Raw genomic sequence first — 18,058 nt, 5'->3', positions numbered from 1 at the left:
CAAAAAAAGCCGAACATTGCTGTTCGGCTTTTTGTCGGGGTGGCAGGATTCGAACCTGCGGCCTCCTGCTCCCAAAGCAGGCGCGATAACCGGGCTACGCTACACCCCGAAAAGCGAGTGCAAAGATAATGTTTAATTCTACTTTTCAAAACATTTTTGCAAAATAATTAAAATTTATTTCTGCATTAGTTTTTTGGATTTATTTTGGTAGCTCTTATTAGTAATAAAGTTTACATTTGTATTTCAAAAAAATAAAAATATGTCAGATACAATAGAAAAAATTAAATGTCTTATTATAGGTTCAGGACCAGCGGGTTATACAGCCGCAATTTATGCCGCCAGAGCTAACATGAATCCAGTATTGTACCAGGGAATGCAGCCGGGAGGTCAATTGACAACTACAAATGAAGTGGAAAACTTTCCAGGTTATGTTGACGGAGTTACCGGTCCTGAAATGATGGTACAATTGCAACAACAAGCGCAACGTTTTGGTGCTGATATACGTGATGGTTGGGCTACCAAAGTTGATTTTTCAGGTGATGTTCACAAAGTTTGGATCAATGATAAAATTGAATTGCATTGTGATACTGTAATTATTTCTACAGGAGCTTCTGCTAAATATTTAGGATTGGAATCTGAACAACATTATTTGAAAATGGGTGGAGGAGTTTCTGCTTGTGCGGTTTGTGATGGATTCTTCTACAGAAATCAGGAAGTTGTGATTGTAGGAGCTGGAGATTCAGCTTGTGAAGAAGCGCATTATTTGTCTAAATTATGTTCTAAAGTGACCATGTTGGTTCGTAGCGATAAATTCCGAGCTTCAAAAATCATGGAAGCCCGTGTTCGCAAAACAGAAAACATTTCTATTTTGATGAACCACGATACCGTTGAGATTTTAGGAGATGGTCAAGTAGTGAGTGGAGTAAAAGCAAAAAACAAAACAACTGGTGAAATTTTTGAGATACCGGCTACTGGTTTCTTTTCTGCTATCGGTCATAAACCAAATACTGATATTTTCAAAGATTATCTTACTCTTGACGAAACCGGTTATATTATAAATGTTCCCGGAACATCTAAAACGAATGTTGAAGGTGTATTCGTTGCCGGAGATGCTGCTGATCATGTGTACCGTCAGGCGATTACGGCCGCGGGAACAGGTTGTATGGCTGCTTTGGATGCTGAACGTTACTTAGCTGCTAAAGAATCAGAAGTGGAAGAAAAAGTAATCAGCTAATTTTAGGATTATAAATTACTTTTAGATAATAAAAAAAAGTCCCGCTTAGGGACTTTTTTTTATGGATATAAGGTTAGTTTTTACTTCGGCTTTTTGATTAATTGGGCTTCGCCTTGAAATTTTCTTACTTCTATTTTAGGTTTGCCAAGTAAGTAAATTTTTGATGTGTTATCAGCATCGATTATTATTGATGTTTCGGCCATTACGTTACAAATTGCACTTCCTTTTGTTGTAACATCGGCATTTTTTATGGTGAAATTATTTCCAGTAAAAAGAGAATTGTTGTCTTGTTTGATAAAACCATTGATAGCATCTCCTTCTATTGTTGCCTTGGTTTTTTGAGACAAATCTAAAGTTGCGTCAGTTGAAGCAATTAACGCTTTAATCTGGGCTTCTTTATCCAAATGAATTTTAGCTTTTTCGGATTTTAAATTCAACTCAACTTTTGTTTTGTCGTCAGATTTCAAATTGAAATTCTTGGAATTGACATTCAAATACAACCTTGAAAAATCTAATGAAGTAAAAGAAATACTATCTAGTTTTACAGATTCAAGGGCGTTTACTGTTGTCGCATTTTTGGCCACAACTGAATTAAATTCACTAGTGTATTTGATTTTAAGAACTAATTTTTTGAAGTTAATAATTTCTTTTGAAGTGTAAATACGGAGTGATTTGCCTTTGAGGTCAAAAGAAATATTGTCTTGGACATTGTCGTCTGCTTCAATTTTTACTTCATTTTTTTCTCCTTTTTCCAAGAAAACAGTCAGGTTATCTTCAATTTCCAAGGAATTAAATTCTCCAACTTCTTTTGTTTTTTCAACAACGTTTTTGGAACCTTTTATTCGTTCTTTATTTTGACCGATAGCTATTGTTGTAGTAAGAAGTAAAAATACAAACAGGTGTGAATATTTCATTTTATGGTATTTGGGTTGAGGTGCAAATATAAAAAAATCACCCATTTTGTGGGTGATTTTTAAAATTTTAACCCAGAATCCGCATTAGATTTCGTAGCGAAGCTGAATTGTTCAATAAAAGCAAGCACTCACGGACGATTTTTAAAAGAGCAATACTTTTGTATTTTGATTTTAAAAATAGGAGTAAGTACTTGGTTTTGAAGAAAAATACAGATGCAGTAGATTTCTAATGCAGATTCTGGGTTTAAGTTGGCAAACTTAATTTTGGTGAATACTTCCACCAGAACTTTCTTCTTTTTGAACCGTTTTTGGCGATCCGTTATAAGCAACGTTTCCACCGCTGGAAGCTTCTGCTTTTAATTTTACGATTGGATGAACTGTAATCGAACCACCACTGGAAGAACTTGCAACTACTTCATTTGCTAATAGATCAGTAGCATCGATAACACTTGCGCTGGAAGTTGTTGCTTCAATTTGCAATGCTTTTCCTTTTATGTTTTGATTGCTTGCGCTACTGCCATCTAGTTCAACCGTTTCGTATTCTACCGTGGCATGAATGGATGCAGCGCTAGATGATGCCAAAGATAGATTGGTTCCTTTTAGAGTTGTTGCTGAGTTAATTGTTGATGCGGAAGAAGCTTCCAATCCTTCAATAACAGGCATTTTTACTGTTACTTTTTTTGAGGAAACATTGATGAAGTTTCCTTTTTTGCAAGTAATAACCAATACTCCATTTTCAACTTTTGTAATGATTTCTTTTTGCAAATTATCATCGGCTTCTACAATGATCTCTGTTTTGTCCGATTGTTCAACTACAAGGTCGATTGCACTACTTACACTTACACTTTTAAAATCTCCCGAAACTTCTCTTTTTTCGGTTGTAACGTGTCCGCTTCCGGTTATGGAATTGATGTTTCCTATTTGATTACAGGACCCAAAAAGCAGGGCTACCAAAGTAACGACTATAAAATTCATGATTATTGTGATGACTTTTATCATGGCTATTCCGTTTTGATGATTATTCCGTCTTTGTTTATTTTCAATTCTTTAAATTCCTTTTTGGTTTTAACAACCGAATCACTTTCAATCGTAACTCCATTTTTGGTAATAGTTACATTGGTTTCATTGTCATTGTCTTCTATATCGTCGTGATCGTTTTCATCGGCTGGGCAATCCAAACATTTTACCTTAGATTCTTCCACTTTGTAAGTGTATTTGTCTGAGCTAAAGTGTAGGTTGAAAAAGTCGTCATCAGACCAGTCATAATCTTCAACACTGGAATCTGTTCTAAACAAGGTTCCTTCTGGTAAATAAAGGATGATTTCAACTTCTTGATCACGGAATTTGTTTTTTAAATCCGTAAGTAAATAATTATCCAAAATTAATTGGTTTCCGATAATTTTATAGTTGTAACGAATGGCTTCTGATCTTTTTTTGGCTTCTGTTAAATTTTTTCCTTTGGCTTCTTTGTCGATTTGAAGATAAGCATATTTTTCGTCCGATTTTTGGATTTTGATATGAACGTTATTGGAATAAATAATATCGTTGTCCGAAGAATCTTTTGTAATCATAAATTCATTTCGATCATTTATGTCTTTGGCATAATAATCATTGTGTTTGAATTTGATCAAAAGTGTATCAGTTGCTTTTAGCCCAATAGTTTCTTTTTGAATTGTTCTTCCGCTTACCGCAAATGCTGTCATTTGATTTATTCCAACTGAAGCAGCTAATGAAACAGCGATTAACCAAACAGCTAACAAAGTGTATTTTGCAATGTTACCAATCGAATTCATATTAGGAGCCAATAATTTAAATCCTAATAAAGTCAGGAAAAAGAACGGAATTCCAACAGCAAGGAACATTAATAGTCCAAATGCCCAAACAGGATAATCGGTCAAGTTTCCGGCTTCGACAAAACTCTGCCAAGGATAATGCATAGAAACACTGGTGCCTAATGTGAACACTCCGATTAAGAGTAAAACCAGTATGGTCAAGCCTCCCATTATTAAGAGTACACCCAAGAATTTTGCAAAAACTTTAAAAACTGTCATGATGAAATCACCTAAACCGCTGCCTATTTTTCCGGCTCCGGTTTTTACCTGATTACCAAATTTGTCGTAGTCAACATTTTTTAATTTGCCTGAAACATTGTCAAATTCTTCGCGAACTTTTTTTTCGATGTTTGAAATGGTTACCGGTTCTCCGGTCATTTCTAATTTTTCTGAAGTTGTAACTGCTTCAGGTGTTACAATCCAAAGGATGATATATACTAAAACTCCACTTCCGAAACCGGCAATAACAAATACAAGGAACAGAATTTTTAACCATACAGGATCAATTCCAAAATAGTGTCCCAAACCAGTAGCAACTCCACCAATCATTCCGTTTTCTTTGTCACGGTATAATTTTTTGGTAGTTCTAGGTGCTGAAAAATCTCTATTAGTTGTAGTTGGACCATCTTCTTCAATAATGTAGTCCTCAGGTTGTCCCATAACGGCAATAACTTCGTCTACTTCTCTCAGGGTTACAACGTGTTTTTCAGATTTTTGTTTTTCAGTCAATAATTCCGAAACTCTCATTTCAATGTCCTTGATAATTTCGTCTTGTCCTGATGATTTTGACAGTGAACGTTTTATAGCGTCAAAATATCGGGTTAATTTTTGGTATGCATCTTCATCAATATGGAAGAACATTCCACCTAAATTTATATTTACAGTTTTGTTCATGACTTTTATTTTTGGTTGGTTATTAAGTTTACGGCATCAGACAGTTCCGTCCACGTGCCATCCAATTCTTTGAGGAAGGTATGTCCAATTTCGGTTAGGCCATAGTATTTTCTAGGCGGTCCCGATGTGGATTCTTCCCAACGGTAGTTGAGTAATCCATCGTTTTTTAAACGGGTCAAGAGCGGATAAACGGTACCCTCTACGACCAACAATTTAGCGTTTTTCAAGGTGTCTAATATTTCTGAGGTATAAGCGTCTTTCTCTTTTAAAACCGATAAGATACAAAACTCAAGAACACCTTTACGCATCTGGGCTTTAGTGTTTTCAATGTTCATAATGCTGCAATTTGAGTTGATTTGTTGATTAAACTGTTCATTTTTTGATTTTTTCCGCTACGCTCCAAACAGTTCGGCTACGTCTCGGGTGATGATGATTGATTGATTGATTGTATTGATGATTGAAAATTTCTGTTTATTTTAAAAAAGGAATCGTAAACGGATAATTGTATTCTTCGCCATTTGATGCCTTTATTGATGCATAGATTACCAAAAAGAATTCGGCTACTTTGATACAGGCTATTATGAATAGTGCGACAACTGCAACTGTCAAAATCCCGATACTATTACTGAAGTCAAATTTTTGAAAAATAATCTCTTCATCAACGTGGTTTATAAAATCATTAAAAGAGATATTTTTTAAGACTGTGTATAAAAATATTGGAATGGCAATAATGGCCAAGACCAACGAGTAAATCAAAATACTAAGTTGAAAGTTCAACGCTTGTTTGCCGTTATGGTTTACAAATTCCGATTTGTCTTTTTTTGATGTCCAAAATATAATCGGGAAAATATAATTTCCAAAAGGAATAAAGTATTGGGTAAGAGTGCTCAAGTGAGTAAGAGCGGCTATGTTTCTTTCGTTTGAAGTTTCCATTGTTTTGATTTTTTTAATTACGTTTTTTGATTTTTTCCGCTGCGCTTCCAAACAGTTCGGCTACGCCTCGGGTGATGATTGATTACAGAAATTGAAAAAGTAACTTACCTAGTAATTTCTTATGCAAATATATGTTTAAAAGAGGGTATCTTGTATCGCATAGTAGTATATATTAACATTTCATTAACAAATAATGGTCAATTTGAATGAAAAAACCTGTTTAAATATATTGTTTACATAAAAGTAAAATTTTGAATTTAAGAAAGTTATCTGTTGTCTTTGTATGTACGCATAGTAATTTTTGTATTTTAGCAAAAAAAAGTATGGAGATATCAGTGTCCAAATTAAACCGTTTTCTATTTTTCAAATTACCTTCGGCTTTTATATGTGGGGTAAGAGTGAAATCTATTGATAAAGAAAAATGTGTGGTAACGGTAAAGCACCGTTGGATCAATCAGAATCCTTTCAATTCAATGTATTTTGCTGTACAGGCAATGGCCGCTGAATTGACAACTGGTGCTATGGTGATGGGAAAAATAGCGAAAAGCGGAAAAAAAATATCGATGTTGGTGGCAAATAATAAGTCAAATTTTTCTAAAAAGGCAACAGGTCGCATTACTTTTGTCTGTCAAGACGGCAATTTGATTGACGATGCAATTCAAAAGACTATTGCCGATGGCGAAGGACAAACTTTTTGGATGAAATCTATAGGGACTAATGAAGAAGGGCTACAGGTCTCCGAAATGGATTTTGAATGGAGCATTCGGTTGAAATAAACTGACTTTTTGAAATAAAAAAAGCTTCGTTTACTGTTAAACGAAGCTTTTTTTGATATAAGGCAATAGTGAATTAATAATTATATAGAAAACAACCTTATTTTCAATGATTTGAGAGTTGTATTCTTAGGGGATTGAATAAAAATCTGTTTCCAAAAATAGAAAAAACTATAGAATTTCAATCTTAAAAATATATTAAATTTTTTCGATTGACAGAAAGTTAATTGTTTTGATAAAATTTTATTTTTAAAAAAAGATGACAATTTGACATTTTATAAGTTTTGGCAGTACTTTTGCAATCAAAATAAAGGATAAAACTATGTTTAAAAATATTTTTAAAAATAAAAGTAATATGACTACAGAAAATACAGAATTCGATCAAGAATTAGATGACGCGACATTAGAGAATAATGCAAATGGAGAGCAACTTATTATTGAAGAATTAAGTGTTGAAGAGCAATTAACTCAAGACTTGGCTAGAGAAAAAGATAAGTTTTTGAGATTATTCGCTGAATTTGAAAATTACAAAAGACGTACTGCAAAGGAAAGAATAGAATTATTCAAAACTGCCAATCAGGAAGTATTGCTTGCCATGTTGCCAATATTGGACGATTTTGACAGAGCTATAGTTGAAATCAGTAAATCAGAAGATGAATCTTTAGCTAAAGGTGTTGAATTGATTCACGAAAAACTAAAAGGAACATTGGTTGCTAAAGGTTTAGAACAAGTTGACGTTAAAGCGGGAGATGCATTCAATGCTGATTTTGCTGAAGCAATTACCCAAATTCCAGCTCCATCAGAGAAGATGAAAGGAAAAGTTGTGGATGTTCTTGAAAAAGGATATAAACTGGGCGATAAAATTATTCGTTTTCCAAAAGTGGTAATTGGTAACTAAAAAAATAAAATCCTAAAAATAAAAATTACAAATTTCAATTCATAAAACTAAGGGCTTTTTAATGAAAAAGCTCAGTTTTCTAAGTTGGAATTTGCAATTTGAAAATCTTGGAATTTACTTTAAAATATTATGAAAAAAGATTTTTACGAAATATTAGGCATTTCAAAAGGTGCAGATGCAGCCGAAATTAAAAAGGCATACAGAAAAAGTGCATTGAAATACCATCCTGACAAAAATCCTGGCGACAAAGAGGCAGAAGAAAATTTTAAATTGGCTGCCGAAGCTTATGAAGTGTTGAGTGATCCTGCCAAAAAAGCAAAATATGATCAATACGGACATCAGGCATTTGACGGTTCCGGAGGATTTGGCGGAGGTCATGGCGGAATGAACATGGATGATATTTTCAGTCAATTTGGAGATATCTTCGGTGGTGGATTCGGTGGATTTGGCGGTGGAGGCGGTGGCCCTCGTCGTGCAAAAGGAAGCAATTTGCGTATTAAAGTAAAATTGAATCTGGAAGAAATTGCCAATGGTGTTGAGAAAAAAGTAAAAGTAAAACGTAAAGTTCAGGCTCCGGGCGTAACTTACAAAACTTGTTCGACTTGTAATGGTCAAGGTCAGGTGATGCGAGTTACCAATACTATTTTGGGTAGAATGCAATCGGCTTCGACTTGTCCTACTTGTGGAGGTTCTGGTCAAATTTTGGACAAAAAACCAAACAATGCCGATTCTCAAGGAATGATTGTGGAAGACGAGACCGTTTCTATCAAAATTCCAGCAGGTGTTGTGGATGGTATGCAATTGAAAGTTTCCAGTAAAGGAAATGATGCTCCGGGCAACAGTGTTCCGGGAGATTTGATTGTAGTTATTGAAGAAATAGAACACGAATTCCTAAAACGTGAAGGCGAAAACCTGCACTACGATTTATACATCAGTTTTGCCGAAGCAGTTCTTGGAATTTCAAAAGATATTGATGCCGTAAACGGAAAAGTAAGGATTAAACTGGAAGAAGGTATTCAATCTGGTAAGATCTTAAGATTAAAAGGGAAAGGTATTCCTAGTATCAACGGTTATGGAAGCGGGGATTTATTGGTACATGTAAATGTTTGGACGCCAAAAACGTTGAACAAAGAACAAAAACAGTTTTTTGAAAAAGCATTGACGGATGACAACTTTACACCAAATCCTGAAAAATCAGAAAAATCATTTTTTGAAAAAGTTAAAGACATGTTTTCTTAATTTTTTTAAATAAAAAAATACAAACCCATCCTTTATTCGTTTAGGATGGGTTTTTTAATGGATAATTAAGAGAGTTTAGGCTCGAAATTATTTACTTTTACGCCAATTAAAAAAATAGCATGAGTACTATTCTTGAAGTAAATAAAGTAGTTAAGCAATATGGTGATTATGTTGCGCTTAACGAAGTGTCATTGACTGTTCCCAAAGGAAGTATCTACGGGCTTTTGGGTCCAAATGGAGCAGGGAAAACTTCACTAATTCGAATTATCAATCAAATTACGATGCCCGATAGCGGCAAAATCATTCTTGATGGCGAACTGCTTCAGCCAAAACACGTACAATATATTGGATATCTTCCCGAAGAACGTGGCTTATACAGCAGTATGAAAGTGGGTGAGCAGTGTTTGTATTTGGCACAAATGAAAGGACTGTCTAAAGCCGAGGCCAAAAAACAATTGGAATATTGGTTTGATCGTCTGGATATCAAAGGCTGGTGGAACAAAAAAATACAGGAGTTGTCTAAAGGAATGGCACAGAAAATACAATTTGTAGTTTGCGTTTTGCACAAACCTAAATTGTTGATTTTTGACGAACCTTTTTCCGGATTTGACCCTGTAAATGCGAATGTCATCAAAGATGAAATTTTGGCATTGAAAGAAGAGGGCGCCACCATTATTTTTTCTACCCACAGAATGGAAAGCGTGGAGGAGTTGTGTGATGACATTGCACTTATTCATAAATCAAACAAATTGATTGAAGGAAAGTTAATCGATGTAAAAAGAAAACACAAGACGAATCGTTTCGAAGTTGGAATCCTATCGGATAATGTGGAAGGTTTGATGTATGATGTAACACAAAAATTTAAGGTGGGTGAAGCCAATTTTAAATCCTTGAATGATGAAATAAAATTAGAAATTCAATTGGGAAATGCTACTCCGAACGAATTGTTACATGTCTTGTCACAACGCGGTCAGGTGATGCATTTTGTCGAAAAAATCCCGAGTGTGAATGATATTTTTATCCAAACAGTGACATCTCAGGTTTAAGTAAATCCTAAATCTGAAGTCTAAAATCGAAAAATTTAAAATGAGTATAATTTCATTAATCATAAAAAGAGAGTTTGTTGCCAAGGTTCGCAATAAGTCATTTATTGTCATGACCTTTTTAAGTCCGTTGTTGTTTGTCGCCATTGCCGGGTTTGTCGCGTATTTGAGTTCTATGAAACCGGATACTAAGCTTGTAGCTATTCATGACGAATCGGGTTTGTTTGTCAATGAATTTATGGCTTTAAACAATAAAAACAGTGATTATAAATACCTTGATTATTCAAGGGTTAATCTACAGGTTCTCAAAGACAGTATTACAAAGGAAAATTATGAAGCCCTGCTTTATGTTCCTAAAATAACTGCCAATAAAGATTTGGAAACTAAGATACAATTGGTTTCAAATGATAGTCCAAGTATTGTTTTTATCGAAAAAGTGCAAAGAATTATTGCCGATAAATTGACGAAAGACAATTTGGAACATGCGCATTTGGATACTTTGGCAATAAAAAAAGCCCAAGCCAATGTGGTTTTGAATTTAACAAAGGCTTCTGGCGAAGAGAGTATTAAAGGGCTTAACGAAATAAAAATTGGCATAGGAGCCGCCTTTGGCTACCTTATCATGATGTTCATCATCATTTATGGGAATATGGTAATGCGAAGCGTAATCGAAGAAAAAACCAATCGAATTGTAGAGATTATCATTTCTTCGGTGAAACCTTTCCAATTGATGATGGGGAAAATCATCGGAACATCACTGGCAGGTTTGTTGCAATTTTTGATTTGGACTTTTATCGGTTTGTCATTGATGTTTGCTGCTTCGGCCTTTTTTGGAGTGAATATTGGGGCTACCGCCAAAGTTTCTCCTGAAATGATGCATGTGGCACAACAAGAATTTTCAGGGACAGCCCAAATGTATCTTAAAGAAATATGGAATTTGCCAATCGCCGGTATTCTGATTAGTTTTATTGTTTATTTTATTGGAGGTTACTTTTTATACAGTTCTTTTTATGCTGCAATTGGAGCTGCGGTTGATAATCAAACCGACTCGCAACAATTTCTTTTGCCAATCATAATGCCATTGATGCTTAGTGTTTACATAGGCTTTTTTACGGTTATCAATGATCCTCATGGGACAATTGCTGTGGTTTTCTCGATGATACCTTTGACCTCTCCAATTGTTATGTTAATGCGTATTCCTTTCGGTGTTCCATGGTGGCAAATTGCAATTTCCGTATCTTTGTTATTTTCAACGTTTTTGGGTGTCGTTTGGTTTGCTGCCAAAATTTACCGTGTTGGAATTTTGATGTATGGAAAAAAACCGAGTTGGAAAGAATTATATAAGTGGTTGAAATATTAAAAGTCTTTAACGAGCTGAATTGCTAATTTTTATGAGCACTCGGAATTTTATGAACTTAGTTTATCAAAAGCTTAAAAAAAACTCAGAATCTTAGTAACTTAGATTCTCAGACTCTTAAAATATAAATATGAGTAAAATTCTAATTATCGAAGACGAAGAAGCTATCAGAAGAGTGCTAGCCAAAATACTTTGCGAAGAAAATGAATCTTATGAAGTTGATGTTGCCGAAGATGGTGTCGCAGGTCTTGGAAAAATAAAAGAAAACGACTATGATTTGGTCTTATGTGACATAAAGATGCCAAAAATGGATGGCGTTGAATTGTTGGAGGCCGTAAAAAAAATAGATACTGAAATTCCTATTGTCATGATATCTGGTCATGGAGATATGGAAACGGCGATTAATACGATGCGTTTAGGAGCATTTGATTATATTTCAAAACCACCAGATTTGAACCGATTGTTAAATACGGTTCGAAACGCGTTAGACAGAAAAAAACTGGCTGTTGAGAACAAAATCCTTAAAAAGAAAGTCAGTAAAAAATATGATATAGTAGGAGATAGCGAAGCAATCAACCTAGTGAAAGTCATGATTGATAAAGTTGCTACAACCGATGCCAGAGTTTTGATTACCGGACCAAATGGAACCGGAAAAGAATTAGTTGCGCATCAATTACATGACAAAAGCGATCGTTCGAGTGCTCCTATGGTCGAAGTGAATTGTGCTGCCATACCTGGCGAATTGATAGAGAGTGAGTTGTTTGGTCATATAAAAGGCGCTTTTACATCGGCGGTGAAAGACCGTGCCGGAAAATTTGAAGTGGCCAATAAAGGAACCATTTTTCTTGATGAAATTGGGGATATGAGTTTATCGGCGCAAGCCAAAGTTTTGAGAGCTTTACAAGAAGGAATCATTACCAGAGTTGGAGCAGATAATGATATAAAAGTGGACGTTCGTGTGATTGCTGCGACTAATAAAGACTTAAAAAGTGAAATTGAAGCTGGTCGTTTCAGAGAGGATTTATACCATCGTTTGGCAGTTATTTTGATAAAAGTTCCTGCCTTAAATGACAGAAGGGAAGATATTCCTTTATTGATTAAACATTTTGCTTCCAAAATAGCAAGTGAACAGGGGAATGCGGTTAAACATTTTTCTGATGAAGCGATTAATTTATTGAAAGAATACGATTGGACAGGAAATATCAGAGAATTGCGAAATGTAGTGGAACGTTTGATTATCCTTGGAGGAAATGAAATCTCTGAAAGTGATGTCAAAGCTTTTGCTAGTAAATAAAATAAATAGGAATCAAAAGGATATAAAAAAGGAAAGAATCTAAAATATGAATACAAAGTTAAAAAGAGATGATTTTGAACAGATCAGAAGTGTCCTCTTTTTAATTTTTTAGATTTTTTCAAATTTTCTCTTTTTTAAATTAAATAAATGAAGCTTAAAAAAATAAACCAAGTATTGCAGGAAGCCTTAATTGATTGCGGATTGACGGAAGCTAATGAGATGCAAAAAGAAACTTTTTCGACCATAAAAAGTGGAGCAGATGCAATTATCGTTTCCCCAAAGAATTCTGGAAAAACAACAACTATTGTGATTAATGTAATTCAGCAATTGGTTTGCGAAGGTGAGGAATCGCCCCGTGCTTTAATATTTGTGGAAGACAAAACCAAGATTCTTGAAATGGAGGAACTTTTCGAAAAGTTTGGAAAATTCACCAATTTGAGGGTTTATGGGGTTCACGAAAAGGGTGACATGGATTATGATAAAAATTTTATTTCGGCTGGGATTGATGTCCTTATTGGGACGCCAACTAAATTAAATGATATGTTTAGTACGGCTGGATTTAATGTGAATAGATTGCGAATGTTTATTGTTGATGATGCCGATTCGATTTTGAAATTGCGTCATGAGCCAAGAATCATGAGAATTTCAAACAGTATAACCAAAACACAACGTATTATTTTTACGGATCAATTGACAGAACGAATTGAAATCTTGGCTGAAAAAATGCTAGTTGATCCTTATGTTTTTGATTTTGAAGAAGAGTATGAAGACGAGTATGACGAAGATGAGGAAGATTTAGATGAAGAAGAATCAGTAAATCAGGATATAGATGATTTTGAAGAGGAAGAAGAAATTGATGATGAGGAAGAAGAATAGAATTTTGAAATAAATCAGAAGACAGGAAGCTGGATTAGTAACGGAAAAATTTCATGCTTTTTAGTTTTATGATTGGAGATAAACAATAATTTAAAATAAAAAGTATCATGGGATTAATGAAAGTTTTTTCAGGAAGTGAAATTTTGGCATTGGCTTTGCAGGAAAAAATAGAAGCTGCCGGTGTAGAGACTTTAGTGAAAAATAATATCCAATCGGCTAGAATGTCTGGTTTTCCAAATTCAGATTCAGCTGTTGAGGTATTTATTGAAGAAAAGGATTTTGCAAAAGCAAATCCGGTTATTGAAGAATTTAGGTTGAGTATCTAATTAAATTAAATGATTTTAATTTTTGAAAAACCTTGAGGCTTAAAGTATCAAGGTTTTTTTATTGAAAAAAATAGATGAAAGAAGTAGAATACAAAATGATTGTTTTGGATATGGATGATACGTTGTTGACTGACGATCATACGATATCAGATGAGAATAAGGAAATGATTTTTAAAGCCCAGGAAAAAGGGGTTAAGGTAGTTTTGGCTTCTGGAAGGCCAACTTCGGCAATGACTGAATATGCCAAAGAACTGAAAATGGATTTTTATAATTCGTTTATGCTTTCTTATAATGGCGCTGTAATTACCGATTTGAAAGAGGATAAAGTGCTGTTTGAACAAACTTTGAGCAAAGAGCAGATTCATGAATTGTATGATTATAGTCAAAAAAACAACACACATATCATTACCTATGTAAATGAGGAAATCGTTAGTGAAACCGATTCGGAATTTATTGATATTGAAAAAAATATTACTGGTATGGCTCATAATAAGGTAACAAATTTTAAAGAAGCCGTTCAAACAAATGCAGTGAAATGTATTTTGTTAGAAGAGCCATCTTATCTAAAAAAAGTAGAAAGTGATTTGAAAGCGGCCATGCCTCATTTGAGTGTGTCAATGTCGAAACCTTTTTTCCTTGAAGTAGCCCAACAAGGAATTGACAAAGCGTATAGTTTGAAAAAATTAGCAAAGAAATTAGATATTGATCAAAGTGAAATTATTGCTGTCGGAAACGCAGGAAATGATTTGACAATGATTGAGTATGCCGGTCTGGGTGTTTGGGTGGACAATGTAACTCCAGAATTGAGAGACAAAGCCGATTTAATAGTAGCTTCGAATAATGACCACGGTGTTGCCGAAGTAATTAGACGTTTTATTTTGAATTAATAAACCATAAAAAAAACCGTCAAATAGACGGTTTTTTCGTACATCCTGTAGAGACGGACTGCAGTGGGTCTCTACACCGTGCATCTCAAGAATGTTTGTTTTTTATTTTTTTGCAACCGAAATAAAATAATTGTTCCCGTCACCCATTGTTAGTTTTACCCTTTCGTCGCAAACGTCGATTACAAATTTACCATTGTCATAACATGTGCAAGTAGTTTTCTTGTCTTTAGACATTTCGTTGTCGCATTTTCCGGTTTTATAGCCTGCCAATTGTGGAGTATAAAAAGAGACCAAATCGGTTGAAGCGGTAACTAACGAAATAATACTCGCCGTATTGTCAGTTGTGATTCTGTAAACAATTCTGTCAGTATAATTTACGTTGTCAACCAAAACTTTTCGGATGTAAGTGTAAGCTGTTGAAGCGGGTTCAATTGATTTTTCTTCAAATTTGAATCCTAGGGCTCTAATATCCAGATTGAATTTTTCCTGAGAATTGTAACTCGCCCAAGCTGTCAGAGTGCTTATTGTAGGAAAAGGGTTTTTGGTTGCTATCGTTGCTGGAGCCGGGGTTTGGGCCTGAGCAAAAAAAGCGATGAATAGTAGGGAGATTTGGAGGCAGAATGATTTCATTTTTTTGTTATTAATTATTTATTTGACCTACTCTTTATGGTTTTCGGTAATCCCATTTATTGTTGTTAAAGAATGATTTTCGAAAATTATCGAGACATTTCTGAATTAGAATTCCAATGACTTTATCAGTTCATTATACAACTGATAAAATCATTTATTATTTCGTTTGAAAGAAAATTTTTTTGAAATAATTGATTTTCGAAATTTAGACACAGAACAATAGTGCTTTAGCTTGCTAAAAGCTAAAAATAGTACTGTTTTAAGTTGTTTTTGGAGTTGTGAAAGTAATATTTATATGAATAGAAACAAAGCCTAGGCACGAAAAATAAAGTTTTTTTAAAACAGCGTTCAATTATTTTTTTGGAGCAGAAACATTTGGCTTTTTTAGGAAGCATTGTTCCCGCTCTCCGTTGCAATCTTGTAAACTGAACCCCAGTTTACAAGGATTTTCACTGCGATCGGGGCTAAAGAGAATGATTGGGCTTTTTTGCCATCATTTTATTTTTTTTGAATTTGCCATAAACCGTAAACAATTTTATATGGTTTAAATCGTTAAAAAAATCTTCATGTCAAAATAAATTAAGTCTTTGTCTTCATATAAATTAATATCAATTTTACAGTGTAGATTTTTGTTTGTAAATTTGCGCACTTAAATTTTTTGACAACGATTTCATTAATTTAAGGTAATTATGGAAAGAAAAAAAGTTGCCTTTTACACGCTTGGGTGTAAACTGAATTTTTCAGAAACATCGACCATTGCCCGCAATTTGGAAGATGAAGGATTTGATCGTGTCGATTTTGAGGAAGTCGCCGATATGTATGTAATCAATACCTGCTCGGTTACAGAGAATGCCGATAAACAATTCAAACAAGTAGTTCGCAAGGCGATGAAACTGAACGACAAAGCATTTGTTGCTGCTGTTGGTTGTTATGCGCAATTGAAACCTGAAGAATTGGTCAATGTTGACGGAGTGGATCTCGTTCTTGGAGCCACCGAGAAATTCAAACTCAGCGACTATATCAATGATTTATCGAAGAATGATTTTGGCGAAGTGCATTCATGCGAGATAGCTGAAGCCGATTTTTATGTTGGCAGTTATTCGATTGGGGACAGAACCCGTGCTTTCTTGAAAGTGCAGGATGGCTGCGATTATAAATGTACCTATTGTACGATTCCGCTTGCCCGTGGAATTTCCAGAAGCGACGCATTGGAAAATGTGTTGAAAAACGCTTACGAAATTTCGAAGCAAAACATTAAAGAAATCGTTTTGACTGGAGTTAATATTGGGGATTATGGAAAAGGGGAGTTTGGAAATAAAAAACACGAACATACTTTCTTAGAATTGGTTCAGGCCTTAGATGAAGTTGAGAGAATTGAAAGATTGCGTATTTCGTCTATTGAACCTAATTTATTGAAAAACGAAATCATAGATTTTGTTTCAAAAAGCAGAACTTTTGTGCCGCATTTCCATATTCCATTGCAGTCGGGAAGTAATGACATTTTGAAATTAATGAAGCGCCGTTATTTACGTGAAGTATATACAGAACGAGTGAATAAGATTCGGGAAGTGATGCCTGATGCTTGCATTGGTGTCGATGTGATTGTTGGTTTTCCTGGTGAAACAGATGAACATTTCCTTGAAACCTATCATTTCTTAAACGAATTGAACATTTCGTATTTACATGTTTTCACTTATTCGGAACGCGACAATACCGAAGCTGTCGAAATGGGAGCTGTTGTTCCAAATAATGTTCGAGCAAAAAGAAGCAAAATGCTAAGAGGTTTGTCGGTTAAAAAACGTCGTGCTTTTTACGAAAGTCAGTTGGGAACTACAAGAACCGTTCTTTTTGAAGGTGAAAATAAAGAGGGTTATATTCACGGATTTACTGAGAATTATGTAAAAGTAAAAACACCTTGGAATCCAGAATTGGTAAACACTTTGCACGAAATCAATTTGACAAAAATTGATGAAGACGGAAGTGTAAGAATGGAATTTTTAAATGTTGGGGTTTAAAACGCGAAGAGCAAATTCATAGTTCAGTCAGGAACAATTAAAAAATTAAAATGTTTTTTAAACCATTAAGAGATTAAGGAAATTAAGGGAAAATCTTAATAAAACTTAATCTCTTAATGGTTTTGTTTTTTTAAGGATTAGTTGACCAAACATTGCTGTTCTTGATAAATACGCGTCGGTTTAATTTTAGTTGGGCAATGATTAATTCGGCGATATCTTCAGATTGCATTACTTTTTCTGGATTACCATCGGTAAGGTTTAGCTCTTTTGCCATATCGGTTGCAACAGTACTTGGAGTTAAGGCCGTCACACGAATATTGTGTTTGCGAACTTCCTGCATCAAAGAATCCGTTAGTCCCAAAACAGCAAATTTGGAGGCACTGTAAGCGCTAGTTAACGCATTTCCATTTAATCCGGCTGTTGAAGAAATATTGATAATGTCACCTGTTTGTCTTTCAATCATATTTGGCAAAACGGCTCGTGTCACATAATACGTTCCCATTAGGTTCACCTGAATGATACGTTCCCAAGCGGTTGGTTCCAATTCCATGAATTTACCGAAAGCTGCAATTCCGGCGTTATTGATTAAAATGTCAATTGTTTTGAATTCGGTTAAGGCTTTTTCTACGGCCATATTTACCGAGTTGATATCGGCTACATCGGCTGTTATTGCTAGAGCTTTTACTCTTAATGAGCGTGCTTTTGCAGCCACATTGTCGATTTCATCTTGTGTTCGTGCCAATAAAATTACATTTACACCTTCTTTGGCTAATGCAAGGGCTATGGCTTTTCCAATTCCTTTTCCAGCACCCGTAATAAGAGCATTTTTATTTTTTAAGTCGTTCATTTTTTTATTTGCTAATTCCGAAAAATACGGACGTTGTTAATAAAATAAAGATACCCAATTCAAAGT

17 protein-coding genes, 1 tRNA gene and 1 pseudogene are annotated in these 18,058 nt (G+C 34.6%); 11 read left to right on the top strand and 8 right to left on the bottom strand.

The window, feature by feature from the left end; all coding sequences use genetic code 11:
• Positions 1-34: 34 nt before the first annotated feature.
• A tRNA-Pro gene (locus tag OZP12_RS18135) sits at positions 35-109 on the bottom strand.
• 150 nt (positions 110-259) lie between these two features.
• Here OZP12_RS18135 and trxB point away from each other — a divergent pair.
• Positions 260-1,234, top strand: coding sequence for a thioredoxin-disulfide reductase (gene trxB, locus OZP12_RS18130; RefSeq protein ID WP_281226492.1), 975 nt, complete (start codon positions 260-262; stop codon positions 1,232-1,234).
• A gap of 80 nt (positions 1,235-1,314) precedes the next feature.
• Here the strand turns inward: trxB and OZP12_RS18125 are convergent, their stop codons facing one another.
• The 5 genes from OZP12_RS18125 to OZP12_RS18105 form a co-directional block, all read right to left on the bottom strand.
• Positions 1,315-2,148, bottom strand: a complete 834-nt coding sequence (locus tag OZP12_RS18125; protein ID WP_281226491.1) for a GIN domain-containing protein — start codon at positions 2,146-2,148, stop codon at positions 1,315-1,317.
• A 258-nt stretch (positions 2,149-2,406) separates the two neighbouring features.
• Complete coding sequence (locus tag OZP12_RS18120; protein ID WP_281226490.1) at positions 2,407-3,147, bottom strand: head GIN domain-containing protein; 741 nt, start codon at positions 3,145-3,147, stop codon at positions 2,407-2,409.
• Positions 3,148-3,149: 2 nt separating this feature from the next.
• Positions 3,150-4,874, bottom strand: coding sequence for a PspC domain-containing protein (locus OZP12_RS18115; protein ID WP_281226489.1), 1,725 nt, complete (start codon positions 4,872-4,874; stop codon positions 3,150-3,152).
• A 5-nt stretch (positions 4,875-4,879) separates the two neighbouring features.
• On the bottom strand, positions 4,880-5,209 hold the full coding sequence (locus OZP12_RS18110; RefSeq protein ID WP_268849245.1) for a PadR family transcriptional regulator: 330 nt from the start codon (positions 5,207-5,209) through the stop codon (positions 4,880-4,882).
• Positions 5,210-5,345: 136 nt separating this feature from the next.
• Entirely contained in the window at positions 5,346-5,807 is a 462-nt protein-coding gene (locus OZP12_RS18105) for a DUF4870 domain-containing protein (protein ID WP_281226488.1), read from the bottom strand.
• A 323-nt stretch (positions 5,808-6,130) separates the two neighbouring features.
• Between OZP12_RS18105 and OZP12_RS18100 the strand changes: the two genes are divergently transcribed.
• The 9 genes from OZP12_RS18100 (at position 6,131) to OZP12_RS18060 (ending at position 14,500) form a co-directional block, all read left to right on the top strand.
• The gene (locus OZP12_RS18100; protein WP_281226487.1) at positions 6,131-6,583 is read left to right on the top strand and encodes a DUF4442 domain-containing protein; all 453 of its coding nucleotides are present in this window, start codon (positions 6,131-6,133) and stop codon (positions 6,581-6,583) included.
• A gap of 319 nt (positions 6,584-6,902) precedes the next feature.
• Positions 6,903-7,478, top strand: a complete 576-nt coding sequence (locus OZP12_RS18095) for a nucleotide exchange factor GrpE (RefSeq protein WP_281226486.1) — start codon at positions 6,903-6,905, stop codon at positions 7,476-7,478.
• A gap of 129 nt (positions 7,479-7,607) precedes the next feature.
• Positions 7,608-8,717 carry a molecular chaperone DnaJ gene (gene dnaJ / locus OZP12_RS18090; RefSeq protein WP_281226485.1) on the top strand — a complete coding sequence of 370 codons (1,110 nt, stop codon included), beginning with the start codon at positions 7,608-7,610 and terminating at the stop codon, positions 8,715-8,717.
• 119 nt (positions 8,718-8,836) lie between these two features.
• Positions 8,837-9,763: an ABC transporter ATP-binding protein gene (locus OZP12_RS18085; RefSeq protein WP_281226484.1), complete on the top strand. Its 927-nt coding sequence runs from the start codon at positions 8,837-8,839 to the stop codon at positions 9,761-9,763.
• 40 nt (positions 9,764-9,803) lie between these two features.
• Positions 9,804-11,120, top strand: coding sequence for an ABC transporter permease (locus OZP12_RS18080; protein WP_281226483.1), 1,317 nt, complete (start codon positions 9,804-9,806; stop codon positions 11,118-11,120).
• Positions 11,121-11,247: 127 nt separating this feature from the next.
• Positions 11,248-12,411 (top strand): sigma-54-dependent transcriptional regulator, encoded by a 1,164-nt coding sequence (locus OZP12_RS18075; protein WP_281226482.1) that lies wholly within the window; start codon positions 11,248-11,250, stop codon positions 12,409-12,411.
• A gap of 147 nt (positions 12,412-12,558) precedes the next feature.
• Complete coding sequence (locus tag OZP12_RS18070) at positions 12,559-13,287, top strand: DEAD/DEAH box helicase (RefSeq protein ID WP_281226481.1); 729 nt, start codon at positions 12,559-12,561, stop codon at positions 13,285-13,287.
• 107 nt (positions 13,288-13,394) lie between these two features.
• Positions 13,395-13,613: a putative signal transducing protein gene (locus OZP12_RS18065; RefSeq protein ID WP_035637937.1), complete on the top strand. Its 219-nt coding sequence runs from the start codon at positions 13,395-13,397 to the stop codon at positions 13,611-13,613.
• A 74-nt stretch (positions 13,614-13,687) separates the two neighbouring features.
• Entirely contained in the window at positions 13,688-14,500 is an 813-nt protein-coding gene (locus tag OZP12_RS18060) for a Cof-type HAD-IIB family hydrolase (protein ID WP_281226480.1), read from the top strand.
• Positions 14,501-14,602: 102 nt separating this feature from the next.
• Here OZP12_RS18060 and OZP12_RS18055 read toward each other — a convergent pair whose 3' ends face one another.
• Positions 14,603-15,130 carry a hypothetical protein gene (locus OZP12_RS18055; protein ID WP_281226479.1) on the bottom strand — a complete coding sequence of 176 codons (528 nt, stop codon included), beginning with the start codon at positions 15,128-15,130 and terminating at the stop codon, positions 14,603-14,605.
• 686 nt (positions 15,131-15,816) lie between these two features.
• On the opposite strand from OZP12_RS18055, the gene mtaB reads away from it, so the two are divergent.
• On the top strand, positions 15,817-17,145 hold the full coding sequence (gene mtaB, locus OZP12_RS18050) for a tRNA (N(6)-L-threonylcarbamoyladenosine(37)-C(2))-methylthiotransferase MtaB (protein ID WP_281229086.1): 1,329 nt from the start codon (positions 15,817-15,819) through the stop codon (positions 17,143-17,145).
• A gap of 130 nt (positions 17,146-17,275) precedes the next feature.
• Here mtaB and OZP12_RS18045 read toward each other — a convergent pair.
• Positions 17,276-17,998, bottom strand: a pseudogene (locus tag OZP12_RS18045) (3-ketoacyl-ACP reductase); the annotation flags it as partial.
• Between the last annotated feature and the right edge of the window lie 60 nt (positions 17,999-18,058).

The organism is Flavobacterium aquiphilum (assembly GCF_027111335.1).
Taxonomy (GTDB): Bacteria; Bacteroidota; Bacteroidia; order Flavobacteriales; family Flavobacteriaceae; genus Flavobacterium; species Flavobacterium aquiphilum.
Note: the sequence above shows the minus strand (reverse complement) of the source record. Positions and strands in the feature narration are given on the sequence as shown.